The following is a 17,256-nucleotide window of genomic DNA, read 5'->3' on the forward strand; positions in this document are numbered from 1 at the left end:
GTCAATCTTAGATAAAATCGATACAATGTTTATAACCAATTCATCTAGTGAAATCAACGATGACCTATTCAATCGACTTTCGCAAACAAGTATTACGAAGCATTAAAGACGGCATGACCATTCGAGAAGCTGCTAACTTTTATCAGCTTAGCACAAGCTCGATTCACAGCTGGCAGCAGAGCTTAGTTCCTAAAACAACTAGAAATAAAGCACCGACTAAAATATCAAATGAAGCCTTATTGAAAGATGTTGAACAGCATCCAGACGATTATATGTACGAGAGAGCACAGCGTTTAGATTGCAGCAAGTCAGGCATTGAATCGGCTTTAAAACGTCTTAGCATCAGTCAAAAAAAAGACCTTAGAGCATCCAAAAGCGTGTCCAATAAAAAGAGCGATATATCAAGATAAGATTGATAGCTTTACGCAGCAAGGCTATCCCATTATTTATATGGATGAGAGCGGCTTTGAGGCTGAAACTATGAGACCTTACGGCTATGCACCGATAGGCAAACCCTGTATCGACAGCTACAACTGGCAAGCAAAAAAGCGAACCAACATCATCGGTGCTCTGTATGAAAAGATGCTGTTTGCACTTTATTACTTTGATAAAAATATTAATGGCGATATATTCTATGGCTGGTGCAAGTACACATTAATTCCAAGCCTTAAGACTAAATGCGTGATTGTCTTGGATAATGCCAGCTTTCACAAACGCGTTCAAAGATTGCTTAATAGGCATGGTCACCGTCTGTTATTTCTACCACCCTATAGCCCTGATCTAAATCCTATCGAAAAGAAATGGGCTCAAGCAAAGTTTCTACGCCAAGGGTGGATGGAGAATAATCTACCTAAACTATTTTATAATATGGGCTGTTCCAGTTTTATTGTGGATTGACTATAGCCTAGCATTAGGCTATGAGCGCATTTTTTAATACAACAGATGCGCTACGGTAGTAATGACCACCAAACTGATGAGCGTACGCAGAATAAAAATCATAAACAGCTCTAACACATTAAGCTTAATGTTTGATTTTAAAATCAGCGCACCGACTTCAGACATATAGATAATCTGAGTGATAGAAGCAGCACCGACGATAAACCTTGTCATCTCACTCTCAATACTCTTACCAACCAGCGCTGGCAAATACATATCAGCAAAGCCCATAATCATCGCTGGAGCCGCTTCAGCAGCCTCTGGAATTTGTAGCAGTTCAAGCACTGGTACAAGCGGTGCCGATAACCAGTTAAATACCGGCGTGTATTCTGCTAAGCCAAGACCGATAGTACCAATAGCAAAAATCACCGGAATCAAGCCAAAATAGATATCAAATAGATTTTTTAGGCTATGCTTAAACACATTACCCAAACTTGGCATAGAATGTGCGCGCGTGATGGCACGGTTGACCGCCCATTGATAGGTGGTGTACTGAGTCGGAATCTCTTCATCAAGCATGCTCTTACCTGAATGATAGGTATCAGGCTTCAAAGACAATGGCGGTAGGCGCGGCATAATAATGGCAGCGATGAACCCTGTTAAAGCAACAGTCAGATAAAAATATACAAAGTTATTGTCCACACCGATGGTTTTGGCAACCACATAGGTAAAGGCGATGGAGGTGACCGAAAAAGTCGTTGCGATAATGGCTGCTTCACGCTGACTGTAGTAGCTTTTATCATACTCTTGCATGGTCACGAGCAAACCAATGGAGGCTGCACCAAACCAAGATGACATGGCATCGACCGCTGAGCGCCCCGGTAACCTGAACAGTTTGACAAATACCTTGCTGGATAACGTACCTAAAAATTCCATCAAACCAAAATCGGTCAAAAACGGCAATGATAAAATGGCAAAGAAGAACAAAGGAATCAAAATCGGTATCAAATCTTCAAAAATGACGCCGCCGGTATTACGGTTAATGATAAACTCAGGACCGATTTGTAGGTAAATCATCCAAACAAATAACGCGCCTAAAAAACGCGCAGCAAGCCAAAACCAATCGACATCAAACAGCTTGGCGCGCATAGAGTCAGCTGGTAGGTTAGGCTTCAAAACTTTGACCGCCAGCGCTCCGATAAAAGAAACCGTAACAATGGCTAATGCGGCGTAAACAACATAACCTCCAATCAACGCTTGCAAGGTATCGGTCAGCACGCCCAATAAAATAGTAACCTTGCCGTCCCATTGAAACGGAATAATAAACAACGCAATACCCAATGCTGAAAATAATAAGAACTTCCACATTGCGGCACGCCAATGCGCGCCTTGCGGGGTCTCTGACGCGTTAACATGATTGCCTAATATGGGCTGCTGCGATTGATCAATAACATTTGACATCTGATTCCTCCTTGATAGGCGACGATCGCCAATTTTTCCCTTTGGCGGTCTGACCAATACCCGAATTGAGCGAATTGGTCGGATCTAATTTTATTAATTATTTTTAATACAAATCAATATTCAGCTAAAGCAGCGAAAAGTTTTACCCATTTCAGTCAAGAACTCATCAGCTTCATCCACTTCATAAATAACTGGTTTAGTACCTATGATGTCTTCCTTTAATGCATCAAGCAGCTGCTGTTTGGCGGTTATTCTACGATAGCCTGCACCGAATCCTGCAGCTAATGGTTCAAAGTTCGGGGTCTTGATATTAACCCCTATTAACGGTAAGCCGCCCTCTTCCATATAGCGGCGAATCTCACCATAACCTTGGTTATTCCATAACAGCACAATCAATGGCAGCTCAAGCTCAGCAGCGCAGATTAACTCGGCAATGGTAAACTGAATGCCGCCATCACCAATCAAGCTAATGACCGGCGCTTTTGAGCCAATCATGGCACCAATAGCAGCGGGCAAACCATAACCCAAGGTGCCAAACCCTGTTGACGAGTTAAACCATCGACGCGTGGCCAACGCCTCAAAGCCAAGATTGCCGCTATAGACAGGCTGGGTCGAGTCACCAACGAAAATAACGCCTTCTACCTCATCTCGAATCAGCTGCAACAGTGCATTTTGACCAGCAAAGTCTGCTGTCATTTCTTCTATCAGCGCCTGTTTTGCAGTGGCGACACGTGCAAGTGCTTGATGGTTCAGCGGCTGACTCTCTAAGCGCTCGCACAGACCGCTGATCGCCATTTGCGCATCAGACAATAGCGCAATATCTGCTCTAAAAGGACGCTGCAATTGCTGAGCATCGCAGTCGATACGAATCAGCGTGCCATTGATTTTAAACTTACCATTAAAGAAGACATCGTAATCAGTTTCGCCAAGCTCAGTTCCTATCGCCAACACCACATCTGCCTCAGCAATCGCGGCGCGTGCTGCAGCTAATGACTGATTGCTACCCAAACTCAATGCATGAGCAGGCGGCAATAAACCTTTGGCATTAATGGTCAAAAAGGTCGGCGCGTCTATCAGCTCTGCCAGTTTTTGCGCGTCATGATTAACATCAACGCAGCCACCACCATAGAGCAATACTGGATTCTTTGCTGCTTTTAAAGTTTCAACAATCAAATCCAATTGCGCAGGATGAGGTAACGGTCTTGTTACTTTTGGTTGCACCAAACGATGATAATCAGCCTGATTATTTTTAGGATTACTTAGTTTAGGCGGCTTGCCGACATGGCTGGCATCAGCGGTAATCACATCAATAGGTAGCTGAATATGTACCGGTCCCGGACGCGCACCATTAAATAAAGCAAAAGCTTCAGCGATGACTTTGGGTAAAGACTCAGGCTGCCAGATGGTTTTGCTCATGAGCGCCACTTTACTGACCATCCCTTGCTGATCGTGTAATTCGTGCAAATGCCCTTCACCACTGCCGGTATGCTGTACTTTATTGACACTAGATATCACAAGCATCGGGATAGAATCTGCCAATGCTTGCGCCATTGAGGTCATGATATTGGTCATACCGGGACCGGTTATAATAAAACAAACCCCTACTTTGCCAGAGGCACGATAGTAGCCATCAGCCATAAAACCAGCGCCTTGCTCATGACGTGGCGTGACGTGGCGAATATCAGTATTCGGCAGACCACGGTATAGTTCGACCGTATGTACACCCGGAATACCAAAGACCGTCTCAACCCCATAATATTCTAACCATTGTACGAGCAGCTCGCCGCAGGTCAGCGATGAAGTAACTGGAGAGGTCATTGGCGAAGTATTTGTCAATAAGGAAGGCGTTTGTAGAGAGTACGTCATGAGTCATTCATCCTAAAAAATTCAATCGCAAGTAAATAAGTCGTTCAGTGTCAAATCTAAACTGCCCTTTAATTCCTTATAAAGAGCAGTTTTTTAGTATAAATTATGCTTAATAAATCGCTTTGACCTTATCGTCATAACGCACACCAGGTAAGATACATAGCATTTCAAACAGCAAGTTTGCCGCCAGTACTGAGGTGTTGCCAAATGGGTCATACGGCGGTGATACTTCTACCAAGTCGCCACCAACTACATCAAGTCCGCGCATACCGCGAATAATTTCAATCGCTTGCGTTGACGTCAAGCCACCGATTTCAGCCGTGCCCGTACCTGGTGCAAACGCAGGATCAATGCCATCGATATCAAAACTTAAATAAACTGGACCATCACCTAACTTTTCGCGCACTTCTGCCATCAGCGGCGTCAATGATTTATACCAACATTCTTCAGCAGGCACTACTCGAAAGCCTTGCTGGGTTGACCAATCAAACTCTTCAGCGCTATAACCTGTACCACGTAAGCCAATCTGTACCACACGATTACCATCGATAAGGTTTTCCTCTACTGCTCGGCGGAATGGCGTACCATGGGCGATTTTTTCACCAAACATCTCATCATTGATATCAGCATGCGCATCGATATGCACCATCCCAACAGGACCGTGTTTTTTGGCAAGTGCACGTAAGATAGGCAAAGCAATAGTATGGTCACCGCCCAACGTCAGTGGAATGGCACCATGTTTGACGATTTTTTCTGAATAGAATTTTTCGATGATATCAATGCTTTTTAACAGGTTAAAGGTATTAATAGGGACGTCGCCGATATCAGCAACTTGTAAGGATTCAAATGGGGCGGCGCGCGTGGCGACATTATAGGGGCGAATCATGCGTGATTCATCGCGAATCTGGCGTGGTCCTAGTCTAGCACCACTACGGTTAGAGGCACCGATATCTAAAGGTACACCAACGAATGCGACATCTAACCCTTCTGCATCTGATTGAGTTGGCAGGCGCATCATAGACGCAAAGCCGCCAAATCTTGGCATATCGTTGCCGCTTAATGGTTGATTGAATTCCATCATTCACATCCTTGTTTTATTGTTACATTTATCAAAGTAGACAAGTTTCCTATGCCTTTGACAATACCTAGATATGTCAGTGCAGACCATGGTAAAATTTAGAAGTAAACTTCTGGTTTTTCGTAGTAAGTGAGATTTATACAGAATTCTTAGAAGTTTAAAATTAAACTAAAACTTATATGCTCGATAAATACTTAGGTTTGATAAATACTTAAGCTTAATAAATACTTAGGCAGCACTCTTCATGCTAGATGAACTGATAAAAATAGACATTAAAACCTTGCGTAGTTTTATGGCGATTGTCGAGTGTCAAGGCGTGACGGCAGCGCAGTCACGCTTAAATGTGACCCCTTCCGTTATTAGTGGTCATCTGACCCATTTAGAAGACCGCTTGGGCATGACTTTATGTCATCGTGGCAGAGCAGGCTTTAGCCTTACAGAAGACGGTGCCGCGGTTTATGAGGCTTGTTTAAGCTTTAATGAAGCAGTAGCTAGCTTCCAGCATCAGTTACATTATATTCGTCAATTAGATTCGGTTCGCGGTGGTCATATTCGCCTATGTTTAACGGATCAGATGCCGACGTTTTTTTATGACGCTTTGCAGCAGTGCTTGGCTATCAGTTATCGTGATAATCCTCTTATCCATTTTTCAATCGATGTGCAAAGTCCTGAGAGCATGTTAGATAAGCTGCTTAGCAACGAAAGCGATATTGGCGTTGGTTATTTTGGTAGCTTTCCGCCGCTACTCAGCTTTAAACCTGCTTTTATTGAAAAGCAGGTGGTCTGCTGCGGGAGGGCGCATCCTTTATTCGATAGCTCAAAAGATTTAAGCTTTGAGGAGTTAGAACAACACTATCCTTGGATAAAGCGCGGCTATGTGGTCGATCATAATATTAACCATATTCGCCCCAAAGCCTTAAGCGCCACCACCTATCATATGGATGCAACCGCACAGCTGATTCTTGCTGGTCATCACGTCGGCTACTTGCCGAATGATTTTGCCAAGCGCTATGAAGAAACAGGTCTGATGAAAATTTTGTTACCTGAGACCGCAAGTTATGAGGTCAAACATCATTGGGCATATCGTGAAAACCTGCATAAGCATGTCGCTGAGTTTTTAAATCGAATGATGGACCTATTACGAAAAAACCCCTTTTAGAGAATAAATATTCTTTAAAAGGGGTTTTTCTTTATCAGTCACGATATTTAAAGGTTGCTATTAAAAACAATGATTAAAACAGATATAAGATACTGAGCAACGGTTTATATACGTTTACTGACAGCTAACAAAATTAATTTAACTATACCTTTAAGACTATGCTTTTAAGGTAGCTAGCTGTGCTTTATTATGCTGACGGACATTAGAGCCATCTTTACGCGTAATCGTTATCCCTGTGAAGCCAAATAAGATTGTCAGTAACAGTGATAAATAACAGAAGAAAGCATACGGAAGATAATCAAGCACGGGTACGCCTAACGCCTGACTGATAAATACGCCACACACACTCCACGGTACCAATGGATTGATAACGGTACCAGCATCTTCAATGGTGCGCGATAGGTTTTTTGGATGTAGGTTCAAGCGCTCAAAGGTCGGACGGAATGCCGTACCTGACAATAGAATACTTAAATACTGCTCACCGATTAGGACATTGATACTTAAGGCTGCCATAGCAGCAGCAAAGATGGCGCGACCTGAATTGGTCAGCATATCTCTGATACCTAGTAGTAGCGCTGGTAAAATACCCAGTGCGCGTAACAAACCGCCTAGACTTAAAGCCAATATCACAATGGTCTGCGTAAAGAACATACTTTGCATACCACCACGTGAAATCATACCGCCTACTTCGCCTAACTCCAAGTTTTCAGCAGGCGTATAACCAGCGAACATATAACTGCCTAATTGTTCAATGCTAGGTGTACTGTGCAAATAAGTAATGATTAAAGCGCTAGCAATCGTGTAAATGATGGTATAGATAGCATTCACTCGGCATAACGCTAACACGACCAACACGATAAAGGGTAGTACTGAATAACCATGTACTAAGCCGCTATCGACCAATTGCGACTGTAACAGGATAACTTGATCTAAATTGCCGCTACCTGCCTGCCCAGAGAAGAACCAAAACAGTCCTGCTGTAATAAGCCAAGCTGGCACAGTGGTATACATCATGTTGCGAATATGCTCGAATAAATCGATACCCACAACAGAAGAAGCAAGCGTACAAGTATCTGAGAGTGGCGACATTTTATCAGCAAAAAATGCGCCTGAAACTATGGCACCTGCAGCGATAGCCACGTTGGCATCAAAGGCATTACTCATCCCAATAAACGCCACGCCTATCGTCGCAGCCGTGGTCAAGCTACTGCCCAACGCAACCCCGATAATTGAAGTCAAAACAAAGGCAGAGATATAATAATACTGCGGTGAGATGAGGTCAAAACCATAATACATAATGGTAGGGATAGCGCCCGACATCATAAGAGCAGCAACTAACAACCCGATAAAGAATAATAAATAGATTGCACCGATACCACTGACGACGCCTGAAGACATCTGTTCCTGCATCTTCTCAAAGCTTAAGCCCTTAAACATCCCTAGGGCGAGCAAAATAGCAATAGCAAGCATTAATGAGAGGTGAGGCACCCAGCCAAAGCCGATCATGGTGACACCCATAATCGCGATGACCACGCTAGCAACAAAAAAAGCTACCTTAGGAGATAATTCTGTAAGTACTTGTGGCGGCATAACACATCCTTATGTTGCCTGTTTTTCTTAAATCTCTAAAATAGAGTTTTAAATAATTAAAAACGAATGGCTAAAGACTAATAGTAAATGAAATTTTTTAGATAAAAATTATTGGTGAACTAGCTTATTGATTTAGCAAAGCATCGGTCTTAGCAGCCATCACAAAGTCATTGTTATGTAGACCCTTGATGCTGTGTGACCACCAAGTAACAGTAACCTTGCCCCACTCAACCAGCATCCCAGGATGATGCCCTTCCGCTTCGGCAACCTCTGCAAGTTGATTTGCAAACTCCATCGCTTTCACAAAGTTTTTAAACTTATATTGGCGCTTTAATTGCTGAATATCATCCACTTCAATTAATGACCACTCAGGGATTTGCTTCATGAGTTCTTGAGCCTCTGACTCGGTAACTTTTGGCACGCCGATACGGCAGACTTCACAGCTGGCTTGTGTTAATGCGGACATAATAATCTCCTTTTTTTATTTTTGCTCTATTGATAATTTCTTTGAGGGTTAATTGTTTTCAAGCGTACTTTCTTTAATATCTATTGACGTTTATGGCTGAAACCTATAGTAATCACGACTACTTACAAACTATTTCTTAGCATAAGTCGGCGCAAATAAACCCAAACCCATCGCCTTTTTCACAGCGCCCATAATATCGCTATTCACGATATCAAATAACGTATCCAAATCGTCGATTGCGTAATAGATAGGCTGGATTTGGTCAATACGGTAAGGGGTGCGCAAGACGTCGATTAAATCAAACGCGCGACAATCTGGTTCATCGCTTAGAGCATAAACCGTTTCAGACGGTGAGCTTAAGATACCGCCGCCATAAATCTTGCGATTTTCTTTGGTCGCGCCCATTAGACCGAATTCAATAGTGAACCAATATAGGCGCGCTAAATAAAGACGCTCTTGCTTAGTTGCATTGAGACCAAGCTTGCCATAGGTTTCATTAAATGCCGCAAAGGCTGGATGGGTAAGCAAAGGACAATGGCCAACGATTTCATGGAAAATATCAGGCTCTTCGATATAGTCCATGTCATCAAAACGACGAATAAAGGTTGCGACTGGAAAGCGTTTATCCGCTAACAGTTTAAAGAATTTACCAAAGCTAATGAGCGCCGGTACTGCCGCAGTCTGCCAGCCAGTCGTCGCTTGCAATACGTCGTCGATATCTTGTAATTGCGGAATATACGTAGGCGATAGCTTGAGTTTCTCTAAACCCTCAAGATAAGCTGAACAGGCACGATTAGGTATTTGCTGAGCTTGACGTTCAAGCAACGCTTGCCACATCGCATTTTCATCGTCACTATAATGAATATGACCATGACTGTCTGGCTGACGCGATACGTAAGGTTGCTTCTTTTGATTTGAATGATGAGTAGACGCTTCAGTGCTTGTTAATTCAGCATTGAGTGCTTCATTGTTAAGCGAATTAACGCTGACAAGCTTTGTATGAGCAGTTATCTGTTGACGGCTTTCCATGCCTAGTTTCCTTATATTGCAATCAATCCGATACCTTAGTATCAGTCATTTGCTTTATTCACTTTGTCTGCCTAGTTTTTGGCTTTTTATGATTAAATAGCAGGATAACAAAGGTAATAAGGACAAGATAAAACCCTTTCATCTTGCCCTTTCAATACTTATTCTAAGAGTACTTTTGCTTACTGTTATGGCGCTTCAGTCTCTGTTTGACCAATGGCACCGCGGCGTACTTGATCGCGCTCTATTGATTCAAACAATGCTTTAAAGTTACCTTCACCAAAGCCTTCTTCGTAATCGCCTTTTCGTTGGATAAACTCGAAAAATACAGGGCTACCCAAAATGGTCTCAGAGAAAATTTGTAGCAGCAGACGCGGAACATCGCCTTCAGTCGTACCATCTAACAAGATACCGCGCATCTGTAGCTCAGAGATATTCTCGCCGTGCCCTGGTAAACGCTCATCAAGCATTTTATAATAAGTCTCATTTGGCGCTGTCATGAGCGGGATACCCATGTCTCTTAATTTATCGATACTAGATAGTAAGTCGTCACTCAATAGCGCAATATGCTGGATACCTTCGCCATTAAATTGCATCAAGTACTCTTCGATCTGACCACCACCCTGCTTTGACTCTTCGTTCAATGGGATGCGAATTTTGCCATCAGGAGCAGTCATCGCTTTACTGGTTAGGCCAGTGTACTCACCTTTGATATCGAAATAGCGAATTTCACGGAAGTTAAAGATACGCTCGTAGAAATCTGCCCAATATGACATACGACCACGGTAAACGTTATGCGTTAGATGGTCGATAACCTTAAAGCCAAAGCCTTTTGGATGCTTATCGACATCAGGTAAGTATTCAAAATCGATGTCATAAATAGAGTTGCCATCAGTAAAGCGGTCGATAAGATAAATGAGCGAGCCGCCGATGCCTTTAATAGCTGGCAGACGTAATTCCATTACCCCTGTTTTGACATCGACTGGCTCAGCACCGTTTTCGATAGCTAGCTCATAAGCTTGCTGAGCATTTTTTACACGGAAACCCATGCTACAAGCGCCAGCACCATGCTCACTTAAAAAGTAGCTGCCATGGCTTTTTGGCTCACGGTTTAATATGAGGTTGATGTCTCCTTGACGAAACAAGGCAACATCCTTTGAGCGGTGATTGGCGATATGGGTAAAGCCAAGGTTGCGGAATAATTCTTCGACAAGCTCAGGCTCTTGTGAGACAAACTCAACGAAGTCAAAACCTTGTAGTCCCATAGGGTTGTCAAATAAATCTGCCATTGTCATCATCCTTAATTGCAATTGGTGGTATAAAGCGCTAAAAATTAGCAAAAAATAAGTTTCATCAATCATTCCTATTGACGATTCAATTATATTAGATTAGCTTGATTTATAAGACTAATCGTATTTTTTGATTTATTTATCAGGTTTACTTATGAATATCAGCATTCGCCAACTCACCGCTTTTATCAAAGTCGCTGACAACGGCAGTTTTACTCGTGCCAGCGATCAGATGCATTTGACCCAATCTGCAGTCAGTGGATTGATTAAAGAATTAGAATCTAGCTTAGGTATCGTGTTATTTGATCGCACCACGCGCCAACTCTCTTTGTCAGTGGTAGGCCATCATTTGTTACCGCAAGCTCGGCGTATTTTGAACGAGATGCTATTGTTTGAAAATGAAGCAAGCAGTTTGACAAACTTAGCGCAAGGTCAGGTACGATTGGCAGTATCGCAGTTTGCTGCCTCCTCGATGCCGGCGGTCATTGCACAGTTTGCTAAAGAATATCCAGATATCAGCGTGTCGTTATTAGATTGCTCTGCTGAAAACTTACTTGAACATATTCAAAATATTGAAGTGGATTTGGGTGTCGGTACCGAACTTGGCTTTATGGAAACCGAAGATGAGATCAGTGCCGATTTACTCTATGAGCTGCCATTTTGCGTGGTGATGCCTGATAGCCATGCGCTAGCAAAAAAACGTGAAATTATCTGGAAGGATTTGATAGATATTCCACTCATTACTTTGCAAGGTCCTTTTTTGGAACAAGTCACCGCTGAGCTCGATGAGCGTATCGCAAACCATGTTCAGCAGGCTATTTACAAAGTGAACTTTATGTCGACGGCACTTGAGATGACGCGCCAAGGCTTTGGTATTACTTTGTGTCTGCCCTACATGCCAGAGGTGATAGACTGGGTGAGCGCCAATGGGCTACAGATGCGACCTCTGGCACAACCTGTTAAAATGCGCCGATTTTTTATTTACCAACGCTCCTCTCGAGCACTTTCACCAGCTAGCATTGCTTTTAAGCGTTTTTTACAGCGCTATTTTGCTAGCCATTTTGATGATTTACAGAGCTTTTAAAGTTTCTTAGCTCTCATCTTGATAATCACTTGATACTGATGAGCATAGTCACTATTAAATCGTGTTCACTATCAAATCGCAGTCACTATCAAGCTGAGAGACATTTCAAAAGTTTGTAGCTAAGAAAAAAATGTGTTAATTAATTAGCATTACGGAATCTAACGTTGAGTTAATCATAAAACTGGTTTATGCTTTTTAGCGCCTCAACTCATATCTCTTGTAAGGAAAACAAATGTTTGAACGTATCGATTATTATGCCGGTGACCCAATCTTAGGATTGGTAGAAAAATTTGCAGCAGATAACAATCCTGATAAAGTCAATCTAGGCATTGGCATTTATTATGATGAAAATGGCGTCATGCCTGTACTCGACTGTGTAAAAATAGCTGAGCAGCGTATTGCTGACCCTATTTCTCCGCGTCCGTATTTACCAATGGCAGGTCTTCCAGGACATCGTAAAGGCTGCCAAGCGTTGCTATTTGGTACAGACGCCCAGATTTTAAAAGACGGCTTGGTTGCGACCATCGCCACTATTGGTGGTTCTGGCGCGCTAAAAGTTGGTGCAGAATTTATCCATGAATGGTTCCCGCAGTCTAAGTGCTATGTGAGCGACCCGACGTGGGGCAATCATATTGCCATCTTTGAAGGCTCTGATGTCGGAGTAGGTAAATACCCGTACTATAATAAAGCCGATGGCAGCATCAGATTTGATGAGATGATTCAGTTTTTTGAAACTTTAAACAAGAATGATGTGATCTTGCTGCATCCTTGCTGCCACAATCCAACTGGTCTAGATTTGACCCGCGAACAGTGGGATCAAGTGCTTAACGTCATTCAAGCACGTGAGCTGATTCCATTTATGGATATCGCTTACCAAGGCTTTGGCGAAGATATGGACAGCGATGCTTACGCGATTCGTAAAGCGGTCGATATGGGTCTGCCATTATTTGTTAGCAACTCATTCTCTAAGAACTTATCACTATACGGTGAGCGTGTCGGTGGTCTATCGGTGGTTTGCCCGACAGTTGATGAGACTGAGCGCGTCTTCGGTCAGTTGAACTCGATCGTGCGCCGTATCTACTCAAGCCCGCCATCACATGGTGGTCGTGTGGTCGATATCGTCATGAACGATGAAGTATTACATACGCAATGGGTTGGCGAAGTTTATGCGATGCGTGACCGTATCAAATCCATGCGTACCAAGCTCAAGTCTGTGTTAGAGGCCAAAATCCCTAACCGTAACTTTGACTATATTACCCGTCAAAACGGCATGTTTAGCTTTACAGGTCTGACGCCTGAGCAAGTTGCACGCTTACAAAGTGATTTTGGTATTTACATGATCTCTGACTCGCGCATGTGTGTGGCCGGATTGAACAACAGTAATATCGATTACGTTGCCAATGCGATGGCAGACGTCTTAAAAGACTAAGCTAGCTTATTTTACTAAAACTATCTTAACAAAAAGGCTGAGCATAATTGCTCAGCCTTTTTTTATGCGTGGCGTTTTTGCAGTGATAGCCGTATTGAATAATAACAGCAATCAAATCGCCTTATTATCAACCAAGATCGGAATGCTTTCATAAAACGACCGCATAAAAAGCCTTGCAATCTATACTCCGATAAATTACATTATACGTAAGTAGTTAATTATATCGTAATTTATTCTATACTTTTAGCAAGGAGCAGCCCATGTCAACGATTGACAAAAACCTCACCTCTTTTATCAATATCGCAACCGATTCTGACTTTTCAATCCATAATCTGCCTTATGGCATTTTCAGCGAAAGCACTGATGGTAAGCGTCGCGCTGGTGTTGCCATTGGCGAGCACGTATTGGATTTGGCGGTTCTCGAAGCAGAGGGTTTACTGAGCTTGGATAACGGCTCATATTTCGACCAACCTACTTTAAATGCCTTTATCGATTCTGGTCGCGACAACTGGACCAAAGCACGTAAAATCATTCAAACACTACTATCAAGTGATAGCGATACCCTGCGTGACGATCAAGACTTGCAGAAAAAAGCATTCTTTAAGCAAGCAGATGTCACTATGCACCTGCCCGTTCAAGTACCAGGTTTTACCGATTTTTATTCCTCTAAAGAGCACGCAACCAACGTCGGTACTATGTTCCGTGATCCAAGCAATGCTCTACTACCTAACTGGACTGAGATGCCTGTTGGTTATAACGGACGCGCCAGCACCGTCATCGTCAGTGGCATGGATGTGATACGCCCATCTGGTCAGCTAAAACCCAATGCCGATGACCGTCCTATTTTCTCGCCTTGTAAGCGCCTTGATTTTGAACTTGAAACTGCGTTTGTCGTCGGTAAAGGTAATAGCATCGGTCAACCGATTGCGGTAGATAATGCTAACGACCATATCTTTGGCATGGTATTGCTCAACGACTGGTCAGCCCGCGACATCCAAAAATGGGAATACGTACCTTTAGGTCCATTTAATGCTAAAACGTTTGCTTCTGAGGTATCCCCTTGGATTGTAACCATGGACGCGTTAGCACCTTTTAAAATACCATGCCCGACTCAAGAGCCAAAACCACTGGCTTATCTAGCCGAAAAAGACAGCAACAATAGCTACGATATCACTCTATCAGTAGAGATACTTCCTGAAAATGCCGATAGTGCTACCGTCGTTTGCGAGACCAATTTTAAATATATGTACTGGTCAATTGCACAGCAGCTGACCCACCACACTATTACCGGCTGTAAAGTAGAAGTTGGCGACATGATGGGTTCAGGTACGATTTCAGGTTCTACGCCCGACTCTTATGGCTCAATGTTAGAAATTGCTTGGAATGCCACCAAACCAGTCACGCTAAAAGGTGGTGAAACGCGCAGTTTTATTGAAGATGGCGATACGGTCATTATGAAAGGTTATAGCGAAAAAAATGGCGTCCGTGTCGGCTTTGGTGAAGTACGCGGTAAAGTACTGCCTGCGCTCAGCTTTGATTTCGACGAATAGTCTGACTATATAAAGTATTAGCATATAAAACAGGCGTAACAATTAACTCAGGCTGTCAGATAATGACTCATAAACGAATTGCCTGACAGCCCATTAATGACACGCCTTATCAAAAGGAATTTGATATGACCTTTAAAATTGAAAAAATTCATCATGTGGCCTATCGCTGCAAAGATGCTAAAGAAACCGTCGAATGGTATAAAAAACATCTAAACATGGATTTCATCTTGGCATTTGCTGAAGATCATGTGCCTTCAACCAAAGCCTTTGACCCTTACATGCATGTTTTTTTAGATGCTGGTAATGGCAATGTGTTGGCCTTCTTTGAAGTGCCTAATCAACCCGAAATGGGCTTTGACCCGAATACCCCAAATTGGGTACAGCATCTAGCAATGAAGGTAAAAGACCGTGATGCGTTAATGGTGGCTAAAAAGCATTTGGAAGAAGGTGGTATTGATGTTATCGGCGTGACCAATCATGGTATCTTCCATTCTATTTATTTCTTTGATCCTAATGGTCATCGCATGGAACTTACCTACGATGATATTACCTCAGAAGAAAAAGTCTCGATGATTACGGAAGAGATGAAGTATGACATGCTAGAAGAATGGTCACGTACCAAACGTGCTCCAGCGCATACGCAATTTCTGCATGCAGAAGAGTTGGCTGAGGCAAGAGAAGTCGCCCCAGCAGGTGAGTAAAACTGACTTTATTAAGTGATTGAATTAAGCAACGACAAGTATAAATATGGTGCTAGCTAGGCGATTTTATAACGCTGCGCTATCGCCAATATTTTCTCAATCACATTATCCTGCTCGCTTATCGGTAGCTGCTCTGTAGTTCCTATAATAGTAATGGCATACTCTAATGACAACTTTTCAACAGATGAGTTGTCATTACTATTGGGCTGAGTAGCGGTAAGATCTGGCAATATAACAGGGATCGTAATGGCATTAATGCCCATCAACATATCACCAGTCACTGTCGCATAACCTTGGGTACGAATTTTGGTTTGTAGCTGTTTAAAGTGCTGCCATTTTTCCACTATTAATGCCTTTTCTTTTGTATCCCATTCAGCAATGACTAACGGCTTAATAAAAGCATCAGGCTGATAACTGGCAAATAACTGACCTGTTGCCGACGTTGTCAGAGGCATACGTGAACCCATGCGAGTAATAATGCTAATGGCACTGTCTGGTTCCACAGATTGGATAATGATAGGACCCTCATTAAACCACTTAGCGATTTGCACGGTACAACTTAGCGTATCTTTAATCTCATTAGCAGCGTGCGTCAGCCGTTCTACGATATTGTTTTGATTGAACCCAGTATGTCCGATCGCATTGACCCTGTCGCCTAATCCATAACGCCCATCGTTAAGTTGCTGTGCATAATTTTTACGAATAAGACTGACTAAGTAACGATGACACTTTGCTGGATGCATTTGCATTGCTTGAGCAATATCTTTTAGCATCATAGGAGAGCTACGATCGATAAGGATATCTAATATCGACAATCCAATCTCAAGTGACTGCACACCATTTTTATTGGCTTTGGTGACATTCTCTACAAGGTTTTCATCTGCTGGCATATTTTGCTCAATTAAATTTAATATCAATATGGCTTAATAGTATTTATCTTTGATTATATAACATAAAAATAGTACCACTAATTATAACCATTTATCTCACACACCACATACCATAATAAAAGGAATTGATAATGATGACACTTTATGGCTACTTTCGTAGTAGTACCTCTTATCGTACGCGGATCGCCATGAATCTAAAAGGTCTAGATTATGACTATATCGCCGTCAATTTGGCACAAGATGAGCAGTTAGAAAGCGTATTTAAAGCTATCAACCCACAAGGATTGGTACCTGTCGTAAAAGCCGATGATTTATTGTTGTATCAAAGCGCCGCTATTTTAGAATGGTTAGAGGAAGTCTATCCTGAGCATGCTTTATTGCCCAAAGACGCTGCTGGGCGCATGCAGGTACGCGCCATTAGCGCCATGATTGGCTGTGACATCCACCCAATTAATAACCGACGTATCTTACAGTATTTACGTAATGAGTTAGCGGTAGATGAAACTGAAGTCATGGCGTGGTGCAATCGCTGGATGAGTGAAGGTTTTGCCGCTTTAGAAAAGCGCTTAGCTCAAGATAAAAATCGTGGGAAATTCTGCTACGGAGACAGTCCTACTTTTGCAGATTGTTATTTGATTCCGCAGGTTTCTTCTGCTCGCCGCTTTAAAGTAGATCTAAGTCTTTACCCCAATATCGTCGAGATTGATACACACTGCCGCACATTAAAAGCATTTGCTGATGCCGATCCTATGCTGCAGCCTGACGCACCTAGCTTTTAGTTTTATCAGCAG

At 42.7% G+C, this 17,256-nt stretch carries 16 protein-coding genes; 8 read left to right on the forward strand and 8 right to left on the reverse strand.

Annotated elements, in window-relative coordinates; translation table 11 throughout:
- Positions 1–59: 59 nt before the first annotated feature.
- Positions 60–410 (forward strand): IS630 transposase-related protein, encoded by a 351-nt coding sequence (locus tag ACMHKH_RS07855; RefSeq protein WP_413520089.1) that lies wholly within the window; start codon positions 60–62, stop codon positions 408–410.
- Positions 397–897, forward strand: coding sequence for an IS630 family transposase (locus tag ACMHKH_RS07860; protein WP_413520146.1), 501 nt, complete (start codon positions 397–399; stop codon positions 895–897). Before ACMHKH_RS07855 ends, ACMHKH_RS07860 begins: the two co-directional genes overlap by 14 nt.
- Positions 898–930: 33 nt before the next feature.
- Here the strand turns inward: ACMHKH_RS07860 and ACMHKH_RS07865 are convergent, their stop codons facing one another.
- From ACMHKH_RS07865 to speB, 3 genes are all read right to left on the reverse strand, one after another.
- Positions 931–2,337 carry a YjiH family protein gene (locus tag ACMHKH_RS07865; protein ID WP_413520090.1) on the reverse strand — a complete coding sequence of 469 codons (1,407 nt, stop codon included), beginning with the start codon at positions 2,335–2,337 and terminating at the stop codon, positions 931–933.
- A 120-nt stretch (positions 2,338–2,457) separates the two neighbouring features.
- A complete protein-coding gene (locus tag ACMHKH_RS07870) occupies positions 2,458–4,203 on the reverse strand; it encodes a 5-guanidino-2-oxopentanoate decarboxylase (protein WP_413520091.1) in 1,746 nt (581 codons plus the stop codon).
- Positions 4,204–4,312: 109 nt separating this feature from the next.
- Positions 4,313–5,281 (reverse strand): agmatinase, encoded by a 969-nt coding sequence (gene speB, locus ACMHKH_RS07875; protein ID WP_413520092.1) that lies wholly within the window; start codon positions 5,279–5,281, stop codon positions 4,313–4,315.
- Positions 5,282–5,525: 244 nt separating this feature from the next.
- Between speB and ACMHKH_RS07880 the strand changes: the two genes are divergently transcribed.
- A complete protein-coding gene (locus ACMHKH_RS07880; protein ID WP_413520093.1) occupies positions 5,526–6,440 on the forward strand; it encodes a LysR family transcriptional regulator in 915 nt (304 codons plus the stop codon).
- 156 nt (positions 6,441–6,596) lie between these two features.
- Here the strand turns inward: ACMHKH_RS07880 and nhaC are convergent, their stop codons facing one another.
- The 4 genes from nhaC to hppD all read right to left on the reverse strand — a co-directional run bounded on the left by nhaC (position 6,597) and on the right by hppD (position 10,811).
- Entirely contained in the window at positions 6,597–8,030 is a 1,434-nt protein-coding gene (gene nhaC / locus ACMHKH_RS07885; RefSeq protein WP_413520094.1) for a Na+/H+ antiporter NhaC, read from the reverse strand.
- Between the two features lie 124 nt (positions 8,031–8,154).
- Positions 8,155–8,496 carry a 4a-hydroxytetrahydrobiopterin dehydratase gene (locus ACMHKH_RS07890; RefSeq protein ID WP_413520095.1) on the reverse strand — a complete coding sequence of 114 codons (342 nt, stop codon included), beginning with the start codon at positions 8,494–8,496 and terminating at the stop codon, positions 8,155–8,157.
- A gap of 129 nt (positions 8,497–8,625) precedes the next feature.
- On the reverse strand, positions 8,626–9,525 hold the full coding sequence (gene phhA, locus ACMHKH_RS07895) for a phenylalanine 4-monooxygenase (protein ID WP_413520096.1): 900 nt from the start codon (positions 9,523–9,525) through the stop codon (positions 8,626–8,628).
- A gap of 185 nt (positions 9,526–9,710) precedes the next feature.
- On the reverse strand, positions 9,711–10,811 hold the full coding sequence (gene hppD, locus ACMHKH_RS07900; protein ID WP_413520097.1) for a 4-hydroxyphenylpyruvate dioxygenase: 1,101 nt from the start codon (positions 10,809–10,811) through the stop codon (positions 9,711–9,713).
- Positions 10,812–10,965: 154 nt separating this feature from the next.
- Between hppD and ACMHKH_RS07905 the strand changes: the two genes are divergently transcribed.
- The 4 genes from ACMHKH_RS07905 (at position 10,966) to ACMHKH_RS07920 (ending at position 15,575) form a co-directional block, all read left to right on the forward strand.
- The gene (locus ACMHKH_RS07905; RefSeq protein WP_413520098.1) at positions 10,966–11,895 is read left to right on the forward strand and encodes a LysR substrate-binding domain-containing protein; all 930 of its coding nucleotides are present in this window, start codon (positions 10,966–10,968) and stop codon (positions 11,893–11,895) included.
- A 232-nt stretch (positions 11,896–12,127) separates the two neighbouring features.
- Positions 12,128–13,324, forward strand: coding sequence for an aromatic amino acid transaminase (locus tag ACMHKH_RS07910; protein ID WP_413520099.1), 1,197 nt, complete (start codon positions 12,128–12,130; stop codon positions 13,322–13,324).
- Between the two features lie 260 nt (positions 13,325–13,584).
- Complete coding sequence (fahA, locus tag ACMHKH_RS07915; RefSeq protein WP_413520100.1) at positions 13,585–14,874, forward strand: fumarylacetoacetase; 1,290 nt, start codon at positions 13,585–13,587, stop codon at positions 14,872–14,874.
- A 125-nt stretch (positions 14,875–14,999) separates the two neighbouring features.
- Entirely contained in the window at positions 15,000–15,575 is a 576-nt protein-coding gene (locus ACMHKH_RS07920) for a VOC family protein (protein ID WP_413520101.1), read from the forward strand.
- Between the two features lie 56 nt (positions 15,576–15,631).
- On the opposite strand, the gene ACMHKH_RS07925 is transcribed toward ACMHKH_RS07920, so the two are convergent.
- Positions 15,632–16,465: an IclR family transcriptional regulator gene (locus ACMHKH_RS07925; protein ID WP_413520102.1), complete on the reverse strand. Its 834-nt coding sequence runs from the start codon at positions 16,463–16,465 to the stop codon at positions 15,632–15,634.
- Between the two features lie 134 nt (positions 16,466–16,599).
- Between ACMHKH_RS07925 and maiA the strand changes: the two genes are divergently transcribed.
- The gene (maiA, locus tag ACMHKH_RS07930) at positions 16,600–17,244 is read left to right on the forward strand and encodes a maleylacetoacetate isomerase (protein ID WP_413520147.1); all 645 of its coding nucleotides are present in this window, start codon (positions 16,600–16,602) and stop codon (positions 17,242–17,244) included.
- Positions 17,245–17,256 lie beyond the last annotated feature (12 nt).

The organism is Psychrobacter glacincola (assembly GCF_965118485.1).
GTDB classification, from domain to species: domain Bacteria; phylum Pseudomonadota; class Gammaproteobacteria; order Pseudomonadales; family Moraxellaceae; genus Psychrobacter; species Psychrobacter glacincola_D.